Source organism: Acinetobacter kookii, from assembly GCF_900096895.1.
Taxonomy (GTDB): domain Bacteria; phylum Pseudomonadota; class Gammaproteobacteria; order Pseudomonadales; family Moraxellaceae; genus Acinetobacter; species Acinetobacter kookii.
The window spans coordinates 249,435-266,192 of record NZ_FMYO01000003.1; the positions used below are offsets into that span (position 1 = coordinate 249,435).

The following is a 16,758-nucleotide window of genomic DNA, read 5'->3' on the forward strand; positions in this document are numbered from 1 at the left end:
TTTAATCTTGTTTTAAATTCTCGTTTAACAAGAATTCAACCAGCGCTTTTTGTGCATGCAGGCGGTTTTCAGCTTCATCCCAAACCACGGCATTTTTGTGGTCGAGCATGTTTTCTGAAATTTCTTCGCCGCGGTGAGCGGGTAAGCAGTGCATGAACAGGCAATCCGGGTGTGCAAGATCCATTAAACGCTCATTGACCTGATAATCAGCAAAGGCTTTTTCACGGATTTTTTGCTCTTCTTCCTGGCCCATGCTCGCCCAGACATCAGTCACGATCAGGTCGGCATTTACCGCTGCATCTTCAGCCGAATCGACAAGTTCGACACAATGCGCAAATTCGGTCAGGAATTTTTCTTGCGGCTCATAGCCTTTAGGCGCTGCAATTTTAAGTTTAAAGCCCCACATGTGCGCAGCTTCAATATAAGAGTTGCACATGTTATTGCCATCACCAATCCAGGCAACGGTTTTACCTTCAATTGAACCACGATGTTCGAGGTAAGTTTGCATGTCAGCCAATAATTGGCAAGGATGGTGATCATCTGTTAATGCATTGATTACAGGTACTTTTGAATAAGAAGCAAAACGCTCAACGATGTCATGGCCAAAAGTACGGATCATCACGATATCCAGCATGCTCGATATCACGCGTGCCGAATCTTCAACTGGCTCACCGCGACCAAGTTGGGAGTCGCGTGAAGAAAGGAAAATTGCGCTACCACCGAATTGACTCATGCCAGCTTCAAACGAAACGCGTGTACGAGTACTGGATTTTTCAAAAATCATACCCATGACTTTACCAACGAAAGGTTGGAAAACTTCATTGTTATGCTGCTTACGCTTGAGTTCAATCCCGCGTTGCAAAATCTGGTTAAGTTCTAAAGTCGATAAATCACGTAAAGTCAGAAAGTGACGGAGAGCCATCATTTACTCCACAATAACCGCTGAAAAAAATCATCAGCAATTAGTTGCTGGTTGGTTAAGAAAAAATACGGAATCGGCTAATATACTATATGCGAGACAAATTGCAAAAAATCTAATGAGGTTGATGACCTTCCAGGAAGCGATCTACACAATAAGTGATGTAATTGATGGTTTCTTGATCATTTTCACCGATTGGAACACCCATGAGCACGCACCATTCAATATTACGGATAATGCCAAAATACAGTTGAGCAGAATAAATCGGTTGTTTGCAGTGAATCATCCCGATTTCATCTGCTTTGGTTAGCGCATTGGCTATAGCAATTTGAATATGCTTTGGACCCTGTTCGTGAATGTAGAGGGCGAGTTGTGGGCTGCGCTGTGTCTGTTCAATGATTAAGCGAAGGAAGGCAGCATTCTCTGGAAGCATCAAGTGCTGTTTAACATTCATCAGGGTTTGAATTAAATAGGCACGAAGATCATCTTTGCCGTGTTCAAACGGGATGCAAATGTCTTTAAAAAACTGTTCCCGACGATAATCGCAAATCGCGGTGAATAGGCCTTCTTTATTGCCGAAAAATTTATAAATTGAAGCTTTGGAACCGCCTGCATGATTGACAATATCATCCAGAGACACAGCATCATAACCATGTTTCAAAAATAGCTCATTGGCACTGAGTAAAAGCGCCAGACATCGTTCATGACCACGTTTTGTTTGCGGTGTATCACGAGCGAGTGGTTCTAATTGAGCGAGTTCTTGCATAGGGCGTATTGGCTTCAATAATTAAAAAATGAAATCAATTGCAATCATAGCAAAAATATGCACACATTTCTTGAAATAAAGGCGTTGTCTTATTTTGAAACAATTATGAAGAAACGAAATATTACTATAGTTTTGCTGAATATTTGACTAAAGTTATAGAGTAAAGATTCTAAATAGTCATGGTCACACAGGGGTTTATGGATATACTCAAACTTCGATAAATAAAGTGAAACTGTGGAAAGGAAGATGACACAACAAATGTCTGCAGGCTTAAGATTTAGACAAGCACTGGAAGTGGAAAAGCCATTACAAATTATCGGCACAGTGAATGCCTATGCAGCCATGATGGCAAAAGAAGTAGGTTATAAAGCCATTTATGTATCGGGCGCAGGCGTTGCCAACTATTCTTATGGCCTGCCTGACCTGGGTATGACCAGTTTAGACAATGTTCTTGAAGATGTACGTCGTATTACCGAACGTGTAGACACACCGCTTCTTGTAGATATTGATACAGGATGGGGGGGCGCATTTAACATTGCCCGTACCATTAAACAGATGATTGCGGCTGGTGCAGCAGCAGTTCATATCGAAGATCAGGTTGCACAAAAGCGTTGTGGTCACCGTCCAAACAAGGAAATCGTGTCACAGCAGGAAATGGTCGACCGTATTAAGGCGGCAGTGGATGCCAAAACCGATTCGAACTTTGTGGTGATGGCACGTACCGATGCCTTGCAAAAAGAAGGTTTGCAAGCGGTAATTGACCGTGCATGTGCATGTGTGGAAGCGGGTGCAGATGCGATTTTTGCTGAGGCAATGACCGACATTACCATGTATAAAACTGTCTGCGATGCAGTAGGCGTGCCGGTATTGGCAAATATTACCGAATTTGGTGATACGCCTTATTACACTGTAGACGAATTGGGTGAGCAAGGCATTCGTATGGTGCTGTATCCACTGTCTGCGACACGTGCAATGCAGAAAGCGGCACTGGAAGTGATGCGTTCTATCCGTGAAAACGGTACGCAAGTGAATGTACTGGACAAGATGCAACAGCGTAAAGAGCTTTACGAGTTTCTTGATTATCATACGTTTGAGAACACTTTAGATAAACTGTTTAAATAAGTTTTTTAAATAAATAATTCAAAATGGAGAATTAAAAATGGCTGAAGGAAAAGTACTGACAGGTGCAGGATTACGTGGACAGGTTGCAGGTAAAACCGCACTTTCTACTGTTGGTAAGAGTGGCGCAGGCTTAACCTATCGTGGTTATGATGTGCAGGATCTGGCGGAAAATTGCCAATTTGAAGAAGTGGCTTATCTTATCTTCTTTGGTGAATTGCCAACGACTGAACAGCTTGCGGCTTATAAGGCCAAATTGAAATCTTTACGTCAGCTTCCACAAGCATTGAAAGAAGTATTGGAGCGCATTCCGGCAGATTCGCATCCGATGGATGTGATGCGTACCGGTGTGTCCATGCTAGGCAATCTGGAAACTGAAAAATCTTTTGATGAGCAGCAAGATGTTGCCGACCGTATTTTGGCGACTTTACCTGCAATCATCTGCTATTGGTATCGTTATAGCCACGATGGCGTGCGCATTGAAGAAAATACTGATGATGATTCAATCGGTGCACAATTCCTGCACTTACTTCGTGGTGAAAAACCGAATGAACTGCATGAGCAGGTGATGAATGTATCGCTGATTCTTTATGCAGAGCATGAATTCAACGCATCTACATTTACTGCGCGCGTGTGTGCATCGACCTTGTCTGATATGCACTCATGTATTACCGGTGCCATTGGTTCACTGCGTGGTCCATTACACGGCGGTGCCAATGAAGCAGCGATGGAAATGATTGAAAACTGGACATCTCCAGAAGAAGCTGAACGCGAAATGCTGGGCAAGCTGGAGCGTAAAGAAAAGATCATGGGCTTTGGTCATGCCATCTATAAAGACAATGATCCACGTAATGGCATCATCAAGATCTGGTCTGAGCGTCTGGCTAAAGATGTAGGTGATACCGTACTTTATCCGGTATCAGTACGCTGTGAAGAAGTGATGTGGCGCGAGAAGAAACTGTTCTGTAATGCGGACTTCTTCCATGCATCTGCTTACCACTTCATGGGGATTGCAACCAAACTGTTCACGCCAATCTTTGTGATGAGTCGTGTAACAGGCTGGGCAGCACATGTGATGGAACAGCGTGCAGACAACCGTATTATCCGTCCAAGCGCGGATTATACTGGTCCTGAACTGCGTAAAGTGGTTCCAATTGCAGAGCGAACTGCAGCTTAAGATAAAAGCATGAATAAAGCCTCGTAAGAGGCTTTATTTTTTTACAGTCAGTAAAACCGGATCTTCAATGGTGTAACCTGTTTCAAAAGGAATGCCCAGGTATTTAACTACCGCTAGAATCTTCTGTTGTTGGGGAATCTTGTAGGCTTGGGATATGCTTAATCCGTAGCGATAAATGATTGCCTGATGGATCTGGCTTTTCAAGTTTTGACTGCTGAGTTGGTATGTATAAGTATATTTCGGAATATATTGTTTCGGGTCATACCAGGATTTCTCTTTAGAGGTGATTTTCTTTAATACCTGAATTTTGATGCCCGATTGAGGGAGTGGGGCAAGAGGGTTAAGCCGCGTTTTAATTTTTGCTATTTCCTTATCGAACTGCCGACTATCTTGGTCATAATCAATTTTCCTGGTTTTAGGATTGATATACAGCGAATTCACCTGAATCAGCTTTTCTGGGTATTTGGTGTTTTTAAACTGATAATAATAAAGCTGCGGCAGGCGACCACGACCATCCAGATAATGTTTAAGCAGATAGACTTTTTGCTCTTTGCTTTCATAGCCCAACACTTCAAGATTTTGAGGGCCACCTACGGTTGCAAAACAGGTGCAGGGCAGCAGTATCAGACTCAATGCGAAAGTTTTACTGTTAAACATGCTTAAATTCCCTGAATGAGTTGGGTGACTTCATCTGCAATATATTGAGTTAAAACCTCAAGACGTTTTAAAGGCGTACCCTCAATAAAATATTGAAAATTGTGTATTTTATTTAAATATAAAATTGAGGTGAAAAATGTGCCTTCAGGTTTACTTTGTGTTGCGCTACCGCCAGGTTTGAGTAAACCCGTGCAAGCCACAATAATATCGGCTTGAGTAAACAGATTTTTTCCTTGCCTTGCCATTGCTTCTGTGACTTCAGCAGACTCGGCGGTGTATTTTTCTATCAGCTCAGCATCAATATGCAGGATATCAATCTTGATTGAGGGGTCATAACTGACCAGTCCACCCAGTAAAATCTCGGCGCCACTGTTTTTGCAAATAGAAAACTGACTGGAAAGATAGCCCGAGCTGGCACTTTCGATAAAAGCAATTTTTAACTGACGTGTTTCGAGTAAATCACAACATTGTTTTAGCATGGGTTTATGTCTCAAGATAAATGGTTATTCGTTCTGCTTTTTAGTCTTGGGGAAACATCCCTTACATGGACTAAAGACAGAAACCAATTTTTCATTTTTGGATCGTACTTTTTAAACCATCTTATTTTGTGTTTAACTTTATCTCGATTATTTTTAAATAAAAAATTTATTTAGAATCTATAAATTATTATTGATCTCTCATACACCACAATAAAAAACCCGCCATAAAGACGGGTTGTTGAAACTGACTGGATTATTGATCCAGTGCAGGTGTTGCAGCAGCAATTGCAGCAGCAACAGCATCATCCTCAGTCTGAGCTTCATTATTTGATTTGGCCGGGGCTTCTGAAGCAGGTTTTGGTTCAGCTTTTGGTGCTTCAGGTTTAGCCGTTTCAGCCGCAGTTGGTTGAGGGGCTTCACGCACTTCACGACGAATGGTTGTCGTCGTATTTGGCGTTTCTTCACGTTCAACTTCTACTTGTGCTGGAACCTGGGTGTCATTATCTTCAACAGCTTCCAAAGGTACAGCTTGTGCAGGCTGATTCACTTGCTCGGTTTGTTGAGTTGTTTCAACCTGTTCTTGCTCATCTTCAGGGCTTTCTTTTTTTACACACGCTGTTAAAAGTAAACTTGCTGCAATAGCACCACAAAGTAAAAGTTTGTTATTCATAATCGCACAAAATAAAGCATTAATTGGATGTCGCCATTATAACAGCAAATACGAATTTAAAAATCCTATCAGCTTACCCTAATTTTTTATCGGAAATGCTGATAGAATAACCAATTGTTTATTGTTCTATGAATTGATGCGGAATGACTTTGCTTTATTGGTACAGAGTAAAGTAAAATCGCACAACATTGTAGGCCAATTTAGGCTCCATTGTACGAGAAACTTAATGACCCATTTTATTTTCGTTACTGGTGGTGTTGTATCATCACTAGGTAAAGGTATTTCAGCTGCATCTGTGGCTGCGCTTTTAGAAGCCCGTGGTTTAAAAGTGACCATGGTCAAAATGGATCCATACATTAATGTCGATCCAGGGACGATGAGTCCGTTCCAACATGGTGAAGTTTTTGTCACAGAGGATGGTGCTGAAACTGACTTAGACTTGGGTTATTACGAACGTTTCTTACGTCGTGCGAAAATGACCAAACTGAACAACTTCACATCAGGTCGTGTTTATCAGGACGTTTTAAATAAAGAACGTCGTGGTGACTATCTGGGTGGTACAGTTCAGGTTATTCCACATATTACCGATAATATTAAAGAACGTGTTCTTCGCGCTGGTGAAGGCTATGACGTTGCAATTGTGGAAATTGGCGGAACAGTAGGTGACATCGAATCTCTCCCATTCATGGAATCTGTACGTCAGTTAATGGTAGAACTTGGTCATAAACGCACCATGCTGATGCACTTGACTTTGCTTCCATACATCAAGTCAGCAGCAGAACTCAAAACCAAGCCGACCCAGCACTCTGTGAAAGAGCTGTTGTCTATTGGTATTCAACCTGACATCTTGATCTGCCGTACCGAGCATGATGTAGATGCAGATACAACCCGTAAAATTGCACTATTCACTAACGTGGAAGCGCGTGCGGTTGTGGTCTGTAAAGATGCACGTACTATTTATCAAATCCCGCGCACTTTCTATGAACAGGATGTTGACGATTTAATTTGTGAACGTTTTGGTTATAACGACCTGCCTGAAGCGGATCTTTCAGACTGGGACAATGTCGTAGAAGCTTTATTAAACCCTGAATACACAGTTCGTGTTGCAATGGTTGGTAAATATGTTGAGCTTCCAGATGCATATAAATCTGTAAACGAAGCGCTGCTTCATGCGGGCATTAAAAACCGCGTCAAAGTCCAAATTGACTATGTCAATGCTGAAGATCTTGAAAGCCAAGATGTAAATGAAGCGCTTAAAGATGCAGATGCCATTCTGGTTCCAGGCGGTTTTGGTGAGCGTGGCACTGAAGGCAAAATGCTGGCAATCAAATATGCACGTGAAAACGGTGTACCATTCCTGGGTATCTGTTTAGGTATGCAGTTGGCAGTAATCGAATACGCGCGTAACGTAGCAGGTATCACTGATGCGTCTTCAACAGAATTCAACCGTTCAACCAAATCACCGTTGATTGGTCTGATCACTGAATGGCTGGATGAGCGCGGTGAAGTTCAACAGCGTTCTGTAGATTCTGATCTTGGCGGCACCATGCGTCTAGGTGCGCAAAAATCTGAACTGGTTGCAGGTACAAAAACTGCAGAAGTGTATGGTTCGAATGAAATTATCGAACGTCACCGTCACCGTTACGAAATGAACAACCGTTTCATTCCTGCTCTAGAAGAGAAAGGCATGAAGATTTCAGGTTATTCACCAGTACAACATTTGGTAGAAACAGTTGAAATTCCTCAACATCCTTGGTTTATTGCTGTACAATTCCACCCGGAATTTACAAGTTCACCACGTGATGGGCATCCGTTATTTGCCAGCTTTATTGATGCTGCGAAAAAACAGTACCAAAAAACCAAATAATGGCTGGGCAAGACTAAACTAGGAAAGTTTAAATGTCGCAATTAAAACCACAAGAAATTGTACGTTTAGGCGATATACAAATGGCAAATCACTTGCCATTTGTATTATTCGGCGGAATGAATGTACTTGAGTCAAAAGACCTTGCTTTTGAAATTGCAGAAACTTATGTGGATATCTGCAAGCGTCTGGAAATTCCTTACGTGTTTAAGGCAAGTTTTGATAAAGCCAACCGTTCAAGCTTGAACTCTTTCCGTGGCCCAGGCTTGGAAAAAGGGATCGAGTGGTTAGCGGACATTAAAAAACACTTCAATGTACCCATCATTACCGATGTACATGAACCTTACCAGGCCGCGCCTGTGGCTGAAGTGGCGGACATTATCCAGCTTCCGGCATTCTTGAGCCGTCAGACTGACCTGGTTGAAGCCATGGCAAAAACCCAAGCCATCATTAACATCAAAAAAGCCCAGTTCCTGGCGCCACACGAAATGCGTCATATTCTGCATAAGTGTCTGGAAGCCGGAAATGACAAGCTGATTCTTTGTGAACGCGGTTCGGCATTTGGCTATAACAACCTGGTTGTAGACATGCTGGGCTTCGACATCATGAAAGAAATGAATGTGCCGGTATTCTTCGATGTCACCCACGCGCTGCAAACGCCGGGCGGTCGTGCGGATTCTGCGGGCGGTCGCCGTGCGCAAATTACCACTCTGGCTCGTGCGGGTATGGCCACTGGTCTTGCCGGTTTATTCCTGGAAGCTCATCCAGATCCTGAACATGCCAAATGTGATGGTCCTTGCGCACTTCGTATGTCGCAACTTGAGCCATTCCTGGCACAGCTGAAAGAATTGGATACCTTGGTCAAAGGTTTCAAAAAGCTGGATACACACTAAATTATATACACCTTGATGCCTTCTAAAGCATCGCGTTATTCATCAACTGAGGAATTGTTCATGAGTCAAATCGTTGACATTCGTGCACGTGAAATTTTGGACTCTCGTGGTAACCCAACCATCGAAGCAGACGTAATCTTGGCATCTGGCGTAGTTGGCCGTGCATGTGCACCATCGGGTGCTTCAACTGGTTCTCGTGAAGCTTTAGAACTTCGTGACGGTGATAAATCACGTTACTTGGGTAAAGGCGTTAGAACTGCTGTTAACAACGTTAACACAGTAATTCGTGATGCATTATTGGGTAAATCAGTCTTTGAACAAAAAGATATTGATAACACCATGATCGCGCTTGACGGTACGGAAAACAAAGAAAAACTAGGTGCTAACGCAACTCTAGCGGTATCTTTGGCTGCTGCACGCGCTGCTGCTGACGAAAAGAAAATTCCTCTTTTCCAATATATCGCAGACCTTCGTAACAACAGCATTTTAACCATGCCTGTTCCAATGATGAACATCCTGAACGGTGGTTCACACGCGGACAATAACGTTGATATTCAAGAGTTCATGATTGAGCCAGTGGGCTTTACTTCATTCTCTGAAGCGCTTCGCGCGGGTGCTGAAATTTTCCATTCTTTAAAATCAGTTTTAAAGAAACAAGGTTTAAACACTGCAGTAGGTGATGAAGGCGGTTTCGCGCCAAACCTTCGCTCAAACGAAGAAGCGATCACGGTTATTCTTGAAGCAATTGAAAAAACTGGCTACAAAGCGGGTTCTGACATTATGCTTGCGCTTGACTGTGCATCTTCAGAATTCTACAAAAATGGTCAATACATCCTTGCTGGCGAAGGCAACAAAGCATTCACAAGCAACCAGTTCTCTGACTACCTGGCTGGTCTTGTAAACCAATATCCAATCATCTCGATTGAAGATGGTCTGGACGAATCTGACTGGGAAGGCTGGTCTTACCTGACTTCTATCCTTGGCGACAAAATCCAGTTGGTGGGTGATGACTTGTTCGTAACCAATCCTAAGATTCTACAACGAGGTATCAACGAGAAAGTTGCTAACTCAATCCTGATCAAATACAACCAGATCGGTACCTTGACTGAAACTCTAGATGCCATCTACCTTGCTAAGGCAAATGGTTACTCTACAGTAATTTCTCACCGTTCAGGCGAAACTGAAGATTCGACTATTGCGGATCTTGCTGTAGGTACAGCAGCGGGTCAAATCAAGACAGGTTCACTTTGTCGTTCTGACCGTGTAGCAAAATATAACCAATTACTTCGTATCGAAGAATTGACGAATGCTGCATATCGCGGTAAAGCTGAGTTCAAAGGTTTGAACTAAGCACATATCATGCTATCTCTATTCAATGTATTTGACTCCAAAGTGAGTAAAGCATTATTGGGCCTTGCGATCATTTTGATCGCAGGGTTTCAGTACTTATTCTGGTTTGGTGAAGGTGGTTACCATGACCATCAAAAACTGGCCCAAAAAATTCAACAACAAACAGAATTAAATACGGAGCTCAAAGAACGTAACCGGGTTCTGGCTGCTGAAGTCTATGACTTGAAAAATGGTATTGAAGCCATTGAAGAGCATGCGCGTTTAGACTTGGGCTTGATTAAGCCACATGAAACTTTTGTGCAAATGAGCACCATTGGTACTCACTATAAACCGATTTATATTGACCCCAATGCCAAAGTTGATTTAAGAACCAATGAAAATGACACTGGAGCACCCGTAGAAAGTGGACCATAAAATTTGGGCAGTGATTCCTGCCGCTGGTTCCGGAAGCCGTTTTTCTAAAACTGAACTTAAACAATATCAGCAGATTCAAGGTCGAACCGTCCTTGAACATACCGTTGCACGTCTGAACCAGTTGCCGCTGGCAGGTTATGTTCTTGCTATTGGGGCACAGGACGATGTGGCAAAAACCTTAACATTCTCCCATCCTGAAAAGGCCCATTTTTGTCCGGGCGGCGCAGAGCGGGTGAATTCGGTTCTCAATGCTTTAAGCTATCTTGAAGCATTTGCAGCTGCAGAGGATTGGGTGTTTGTCCATGATGCCGCACGTCCTTGTGTAACCCAAGACTGCTTGCAGCGTTTGGTCAATACGGCCATTCAGGACAATTGCAGTGCGATTTTGGCAATTCCCGTGCGTGACACTTTAAAATATGTGACACAGGACAATGCGATTGCGAAGACGGTCAGCCGCGACCATTTATGGCAAGCGCAGACCCCCCAAATTTCAAGATTAGGCATCTTAAAGCATGCGATTGAAAAAGCCTTGCAGGATGGCATGACCATTACCGATGAAGCCAGTGCTTTGGAATACGTGGGGGAGCAGGTGAAAGTGGTACAGGGCCGATCAGATAATATTAAAATTACTTATGCCGATGATCTGGAACTGGCACGTTTAATCTTGGTTTCCCAGCAAGCAGTTTAAAGTCTACAAGATAAAAATGCAGAAATATGGGACTTAATGATGTTATTTAAACACTTTAAACTTATAATTTGCGCTGTCTCTAGCTTGTTCAAATATTTCAAATGATACCATCCCCCCAGTATCGTTTTTTACGTCACTCATTACGTGATGGTAGAAGCATTAAACATGACTCATCCAGATGGGCCAAACTGCACCTGGATCCGTGGCTGCTTGCATTTCTGTTATTGAATTCAATGCTGGGATTGATGGTGGTTTATAGTGCCACCATGCAGGATAGCAGTATGGTGATCCGCCAGGCGACCAGTTTTGGTGTAGGCTTTATCATCATGTTTCTTTGCGCCCAGGTTCCGCCAAAAGTTTACCAGGCGGTGAGTCCATATTTCTATGTGCTGGGCATGGTGCTCTTGGCATTGGTTCTGGTGATTGGCGATACGCGTTTAGGGGCAAAGCGCTGGCTGACCGTTCCGGGCATTGGCAGTATGCAGCCCAGTGAAATCATGAAATTTGCCATGCCGCTGATGATGGCATGGTATTTCTCGCGTCGTGCATTTCCACCTACATTCCTGCAAATTGTGACTGGACTCATTTTGATGATGATTCCGTTTGTACTGGTGGCACTACAACCCGACTTGAATATTGGTTTGATTATTCCCGGTGTTTTTGTCTTGTTCCTGTGTGGCATGTCCTGGCGTTTGATTTTGGGTGCACTCACGGCTTTGGCGGTTGCAGCACCGGTTTTGTGGATGTTTGTACTACAAACCTATCAAAAGAAACGTATCTTGACCTTGTTTGATCCTGAGTCGGATGCCTTGGGTGCTGGCTGGAACATCATCCAGTCCAAAATTGCCATTGGTTCTGGCGGTTTAACCGGGAAGGGATATTTGACCGGCACTCAGTCGCATTTAGGCTACTTACCCGAACACCATACCGACTTCATTATGTCGGCCTATGCTGAAGAATATGGCTTTATCGGGGTGTTTTTATTATTTAGCCTGTTTGCTGCCATTATTATTCGTTGCTTGATGATTGGCTTGAACAGCTTCCATAATTTTGGACGATTGTATGCGGGTGCGATAGGACTGACGTTCTTCTTCTTCGTGTTTTTAAACTCAGGGATGGCCAGCGGAATTTTACCTGTGACTGGAGATCCATTGCCACTGATGAGTTATGGGGGCTCAGCCGTCATTTCCTTGCTGGCGAGTATGGGGATTGTGATGTCGATTCATACCCATCGTTGATGATGATATTAATATTGAAAAGCTAGATTTGATCTGGCTTTTTTTGTTTTTCGAGGGAATGAATGGATTTATTTGAACAATCTTTGTTGATGATGGATGAGCTAAATAGGGAACTGGAAAATTCTGAATTAATGGATGGGCTTATTCGATTAGATCTGGTTTATCAGTGCTGTTATATTTCAATGGAACATGGTGTGGCTGTTCAGTCATTATTAAAAGAAAAACTTTATACATCAGCACTTGCATTGTTTCGTATTCAATTTGAGTCTGTTGTGCGGGCATACTGGGTATTACTTAGGGCATCCAATGACCAAATTTTGAAAATGCAGACTTTAAATGTGAGTGAGCTTTTTAAAAATGAAAAAATGCCAATGGTTTCCGAAATGATTGAACAGTTGAAAAATATAGAGGAAATAAAAACTATAGCTTTGCAATTTGAAGAGTTCAAATTTTATTCATTAACGCATCTCAACTCTATCGTTCATACGGGGAAACATTCGATTATAAGAAACGCAGTTGGTTTGACTCAAAAACAATCTTCTGATGTCATGAAACAATCAAATGGATTTGTTTCGATGGTAGCACAGATATTATTGCGGCACGCAGGAAAGGAAAAATGGATTCATATGCTTCATGCTAAATACCGGGAATGCTTTCAAATGGAAGAAGACATTAGGCCAGAAGAGAAGCAGAGAATTGATGCAATGTATAAAAGGCATGATTAAAAAAACCCGCAATTGCGGGCTTTTTATCACTTCTTGGTCATTAGGTGAGGAGCCAGGTGTAATAACCCCAGATCATCAATGGCCATGCGATATATGGACTAAATAGCCATTTCCACAGCCAGAACTTTGGCAGAAATCCTACGCCGTAAATAAATCCACCTGAAATGCCAATCATGATCATCATTAATGCACTGTGGTTATAGTGACCATTGGCATCCAGCATGAGGGCAGGGTGAATTAATAGCACGGTAGCAAGTGGCAATGCCATCAAAAATGAAATGGCCATTACAAATTTATTTGGCTTGCTTTCTTCTGCTGTCATTGCGATTTCCGTCATTGTTTATTCCTCATCCAAATCTTGATGATGTTCGATATAGAGGGCACTTAATACGCCTGCAAAGCACGCCATTAAAATCCCGAGAATCCATGCGAAGTACCACATAATTTTATCTCCTAAAACACAGCCTTAGTACAGGCTGTGTGAATTCTCTTGAATATGTTTCTTGGTAATCACGCCCCACATCTTATAGTAACACCAAGTGGTGTAGCTCAAAATGATTGGAACAAAAATACAGGCCGCAACAGTCATTACAGTCAGTGTATTTTTACTTGATACCGCATCCCACATGGTCAAGCTGGCAACAGGATTGATACTTGAAGGCATAAGGAATGGGAACAACGCAAAACCTGCAGTTAAAATTGCCCCAATGACCATGAGCGATGTGCCCAGGAAGCTTAAACCGGCTTTGGCTTTCGCAGCAGCTGCAATCACAATCAGGCTACCCAGGATTGCCATGATCGGTGCAATCATGGTGATTGGATAAGTCGAGTAGTTATTCATCCAGCCATGGTTGCCATTGGTAATGACTTCTTTGGCAAGAGGGTTGGCTACAGCGTTAGTGTCAAATGGTTGAGCTAAAGTATAGCCTTCAATATTACCGAAGTATAACCATGCACCAGCGCCTAGGAAGCAGACCAGGAATACCACACCCATCAATTGAGTTGCTTTGGCAGAACGCGCATGCAAATCGCCATCGGTACGAAGCATCAACCAGGCACCGCCATGCGCACTCAGCATGGATAAGCTGACGATACCGCAAACCAGGGCAAATGGGTTAAGTAGGGCAAAGAAGCTACCCGTATAAGTTGAACGTACGGTTTCATCTAAGGTAAACGGTACACCCAGGAACATATTGCCGAAGGCAACACCGAAGACTAAAGCAGGAACTGCACCACCCACAGCTAAACCCCAGTCCCAAGAGTTACGCCATTTTTTGTTCTCAAGTTTAGAGCGATAGTCAAAACCTACCGGTCTTAAGAACAGGGCGAACAGTACCAGTAAGAGTGCCCAGTACATGCCGGAGAAAGCGGTTGCATAAACCATTGGCCATGCAGCAAACAGTGCGCCACCAGCCGTAATGAACCAGACCTGGTTACCGTCCCAGTGCGGAGCAATAGTATTGATTGCCGCACGACGTTCTTCATCGTTTTTGCCCACGAATGGCATGATTGCCATAGAGCCCATATCGAAGCCATCGGTGAGGGCAAAGCCAATGAGCAATACGCCCACCAAGACCCACCAGATTATTTTGAGGAGTTCGTATTCAATCATTATTGAGCCTCTCCAGATACGCGTTGTGGAAGAACAATGTCGTCTTGTCCGGCATTTGATTTTTCAAAATGATATTTGCCAGTATGTAAAGAACTTGGACCTAAGCGAGCAAATTTAACCATCAAGTACATTTCGATAATCAGAAGTACTGTATAGAACGCTGCAAGTGCCAGGATTGAACCCCAAATATCACCAGTGCTCAAGCTTGAAGCAGAGAGGTGTGTAGGTAAAACCTCACCAATGGTCCACGGTTGACGGCCACCTTCAGCCACATACCAGCCAGTTTGTGTAGCAATCCACGGTAATGGCAGGCCGAAAAGTGCAAACTTAAGCAACCAAGGCTTGTTTTCTGCATTGCGTTTAGCTACTGCATAAGTAGCAAGGATAAACAGAAGCAGCATCAAGAAACCTGAAGCGACCATGGCACGGAACGAGAAGAACAGGGCAGTCACATTAGGAATGGTATCCTTGGTTGCTGCTTTGATGTGTTCTTCAGAAGCATCTACGACATTTGGTGTGTATTTTTTAAGAAGCAAGCCATACCCCAGGTCTTTCTGGTTTTCTTTGAATGAAGCCATAAGTTCTGGAGAGCGGTCGCCTGCACGAAGTTTTTCAAGTTCGGCATATGCAGTCATACCATTACGGATACGAAGCTCATGTTGCACCATCAGATCTTTCAGGCCTGTTACTTCTTTATCAAGAGAACGTGTTGCAATAATACCCATCACATATGGAATTTTGATGGCGTAGTCAGTACGTTGTTCTTCCTGATTTGGAATACCAAACAATGTAAATGGAGCAGGTGCCGGGTGAGTTTCCCATTCTGCTTCAATTGCAGCCAATTTGGTTTTTTGTACATCACCCAGTTCATAACCTGACTCATCGCCAAGCAGAATTACTGAAAGTGTAGAAGCCAGACCAAAGATTGCAGCAATTGCGAAAGAACGGCGTGCAAAAGGCAAGTCACGTTTTTTGAGCAAGTAGTAGCTTGAAATGGCCAAAACGAACACTGCGCCAGTCACATAACCTGAAGATACGGTATGAACAAATTTAACCTGAGCCACCGGGTTGAAGATCAGTGCACCGAAGTCAACCAGCTCCATACGCATGGTTTCAAAGTTGAACGCTGCACCTACTGGGTTTTGCATCCAGCCATTGGCGACTAAAATCCAAAGTGCCGACATGTTGGAGCCAAGTGCAACCAGCCAGGTCACGCCCAAATGCTGAACTTTAGAAAGCCTGTCCCAGCCGAAGAAGAATAGACCAATAAAAGTCGACTCCAGGAAAAACGCCATTAATCCTTCAATAGCGAGTGGCGCACCAAAAATGTCACCGACATAATGTGAATAGTACGCCCAGTTTGTACCAAACTGGAACTCCATGGTTAAGCCTGTGGTTACACCTAAGGCAAAGTTAATACCAAAAAGTTTTCCCCAGAATTTGGTCATGTCCTTATAAATTTCTTTGCCAGAAATCACATAGGTGGTTTCCATAATGGCAAGAATAAAAGCCAGACCAAGAGTAAGAGGTACAAATATAAAGTGATACAACGCGGTCATTGCAAATTGGAACCGCGAAAGATCGACCACGCTTTCAGAAATCATCAACGTGTCTCCTTGATTGGGGAAGGGCTGCCAGCAATACGCTCGGCAACTTGATTGTCAAAATTTTGAGGGATAGTCGGGGCGTCGAACCAGATTTGTTTAATCATCATTAAGAGCACAATCTTGATTATTAATATGATTGCAATCTCTCGGACTAATCGCTGGTTGAAATCTTTGGGTATTAAGCTCATACAAATAAGCCTATTTTTTTAAACTTAATATGTATTATTAAACAAAAAATAACTAAAAATAAATAGATTGAACAGTTAAAATAAAAATATATTATTTAATTGATGAAAAACAATAAGATATTGTGGTTAAATGTTAAAAAATAAACTAAATTTTTATGATTTTTAAGTTGAGTAAATTGCTTTGTATTCTATTTTTAATCCTGACTAAAATGCTTATATTTAAATTGTTAATTCTGACTAAAATACTTATATTTAATTTTAAAATTCCTAAAAAGTTATATTTGTATCTAATGCACTTGAATTAATAAATGAGATTAATTTTTATTTATATTTGCGAGTCGAATATCATTAACGAATGATTATAAAGTGGCTGTGACCAGATGTTGAGATAA

The 16,758-nt window shown here is 42.6% G+C and carries 19 protein-coding genes; 9 read left to right on the forward strand and 10 right to left on the reverse strand.

The window, feature by feature from the left end:
- Position 1 precedes the first annotated feature (1 nt).
- Positions 2–922 (reverse strand): ornithine carbamoyltransferase, encoded by a 921-nt coding sequence (gene argF, locus BLP85_RS07325; protein WP_092819458.1) that lies wholly within the window; start codon positions 920–922, stop codon positions 2–4.
- Positions 923–1,034: 112 nt separating this feature from the next.
- Complete coding sequence (locus tag BLP85_RS07330; RefSeq protein WP_092819459.1) at positions 1,035–1,685, reverse strand: TetR/AcrR family transcriptional regulator; 651 nt, start codon at positions 1,683–1,685, stop codon at positions 1,035–1,037.
- Positions 1,686–1,931: 246 nt separating this feature from the next.
- Between BLP85_RS07330 and prpB the strand changes: the two genes are divergently transcribed.
- Both prpB and prpC read left to right on the forward strand, forming a co-directional pair.
- Positions 1,932–2,807: a methylisocitrate lyase gene (gene prpB / locus BLP85_RS07335; RefSeq protein ID WP_092819460.1), complete on the forward strand. Its 876-nt coding sequence runs from the start codon at positions 1,932–1,934 to the stop codon at positions 2,805–2,807.
- Between the two features lie 37 nt (positions 2,808–2,844).
- Positions 2,845–3,981, forward strand: coding sequence for a bifunctional 2-methylcitrate synthase/citrate synthase (prpC, locus tag BLP85_RS07340; protein WP_092819461.1), 1,137 nt, complete (start codon positions 2,845–2,847; stop codon positions 3,979–3,981).
- Between the two features lie 33 nt (positions 3,982–4,014).
- On the opposite strand, the gene BLP85_RS07345 is transcribed toward prpC, so the two are convergent.
- From BLP85_RS07345 to BLP85_RS07355, 3 genes are all read right to left on the reverse strand, one after another.
- Positions 4,015–4,638 (reverse strand): aminotransferase, encoded by a 624-nt coding sequence (locus BLP85_RS07345; RefSeq protein ID WP_092819462.1) that lies wholly within the window; start codon positions 4,636–4,638, stop codon positions 4,015–4,017.
- Between the two features lie 2 nt (positions 4,639–4,640).
- Complete coding sequence (locus BLP85_RS07350; RefSeq protein ID WP_092819463.1) at positions 4,641–5,117, reverse strand: CinA family protein; 477 nt, start codon at positions 5,115–5,117, stop codon at positions 4,641–4,643.
- A gap of 253 nt (positions 5,118–5,370) precedes the next feature.
- Positions 5,371–5,787, reverse strand: a complete 417-nt coding sequence (locus BLP85_RS07355) for an internalin (RefSeq protein WP_092819464.1) — start codon at positions 5,785–5,787, stop codon at positions 5,371–5,373.
- 226 nt (positions 5,788–6,013) lie between these two features.
- Between BLP85_RS07355 and BLP85_RS07360 the strand changes: the two genes are divergently transcribed.
- The 7 genes from BLP85_RS07360 to BLP85_RS07390 all read left to right on the forward strand — a co-directional run bounded on the left by BLP85_RS07360 (position 6,014) and on the right by BLP85_RS07390 (position 12,959).
- The gene (locus BLP85_RS07360; protein WP_092819465.1) at positions 6,014–7,654 is read left to right on the forward strand and encodes a CTP synthase; all 1,641 of its coding nucleotides are present in this window, start codon (positions 6,014–6,016) and stop codon (positions 7,652–7,654) included.
- Between the two features lie 32 nt (positions 7,655–7,686).
- A complete protein-coding gene (kdsA, locus tag BLP85_RS07365; protein ID WP_092819466.1) occupies positions 7,687–8,544 on the forward strand; it encodes a 3-deoxy-8-phosphooctulonate synthase in 858 nt (285 codons plus the stop codon).
- Positions 8,545–8,604: 60 nt separating this feature from the next.
- On the forward strand, positions 8,605–9,894 hold the full coding sequence (eno, locus tag BLP85_RS07370; RefSeq protein ID WP_092819467.1) for a phosphopyruvate hydratase: 1,290 nt from the start codon (positions 8,605–8,607) through the stop codon (positions 9,892–9,894).
- A gap of 9 nt (positions 9,895–9,903) precedes the next feature.
- Entirely contained in the window at positions 9,904–10,308 is a 405-nt protein-coding gene (locus tag BLP85_RS07375) for a septum formation initiator family protein (protein ID WP_092819468.1), read from the forward strand.
- Complete coding sequence (ispD, locus tag BLP85_RS07380) at positions 10,298–10,996, forward strand: 2-C-methyl-D-erythritol 4-phosphate cytidylyltransferase (protein ID WP_228143264.1); 699 nt, start codon at positions 10,298–10,300, stop codon at positions 10,994–10,996. Before BLP85_RS07375 ends, ispD begins: the two co-directional genes overlap by 11 nt.
- Before the next feature lie 101 nt (positions 10,997–11,097).
- Entirely contained in the window at positions 11,098–12,234 is a 1,137-nt protein-coding gene (rodA, locus tag BLP85_RS07385; protein ID WP_092819469.1) for a rod shape-determining protein RodA, read from the forward strand.
- Positions 12,235–12,296: 62 nt separating this feature from the next.
- Positions 12,297–12,959 carry a DUF6988 family protein gene (locus BLP85_RS07390; RefSeq protein WP_092819470.1) on the forward strand — a complete coding sequence of 221 codons (663 nt, stop codon included), beginning with the start codon at positions 12,297–12,299 and terminating at the stop codon, positions 12,957–12,959.
- 40 nt (positions 12,960–12,999) lie between these two features.
- On the opposite strand, the gene BLP85_RS07395 is transcribed toward BLP85_RS07390, so the two are convergent.
- The 5 genes from BLP85_RS07395 to cydP are packed head-to-tail and all read right to left on the reverse strand — an operon-like array spanning position 13,000 to position 16,366.
- Positions 13,000–13,296: a cyd operon YbgE family protein gene (locus BLP85_RS07395; RefSeq protein WP_092819471.1), complete on the reverse strand. Its 297-nt coding sequence runs from the start codon at positions 13,294–13,296 to the stop codon at positions 13,000–13,002.
- Positions 13,297–13,299: 3 nt separating this feature from the next.
- Entirely contained in the window at positions 13,300–13,401 is a 102-nt protein-coding gene (gene cydX / locus BLP85_RS07400) for a cytochrome bd-I oxidase subunit CydX (RefSeq protein ID WP_002120988.1), read from the reverse strand.
- A gap of 24 nt (positions 13,402–13,425) precedes the next feature.
- Positions 13,426–14,571, reverse strand: coding sequence for a cytochrome d ubiquinol oxidase subunit II (gene cydB, locus BLP85_RS07405; protein ID WP_092819472.1), 1,146 nt, complete (start codon positions 14,569–14,571; stop codon positions 13,426–13,428).
- Positions 14,571–16,175 (reverse strand): cytochrome ubiquinol oxidase subunit I, encoded by a 1,605-nt coding sequence (locus BLP85_RS07410; RefSeq protein WP_092819473.1) that lies wholly within the window; start codon positions 16,173–16,175, stop codon positions 14,571–14,573. Before BLP85_RS07410 ends, cydB begins: the two co-directional genes overlap by 1 nt.
- Positions 16,175–16,366, reverse strand: a complete 192-nt coding sequence (cydP, locus tag BLP85_RS07415) for a cytochrome oxidase putative small subunit CydP (protein ID WP_092819474.1) — start codon at positions 16,364–16,366, stop codon at positions 16,175–16,177. The genes BLP85_RS07410 and cydP overlap by 1 nt, the downstream gene beginning before the upstream one ends.
- Positions 16,367–16,758 lie beyond the last annotated feature (392 nt).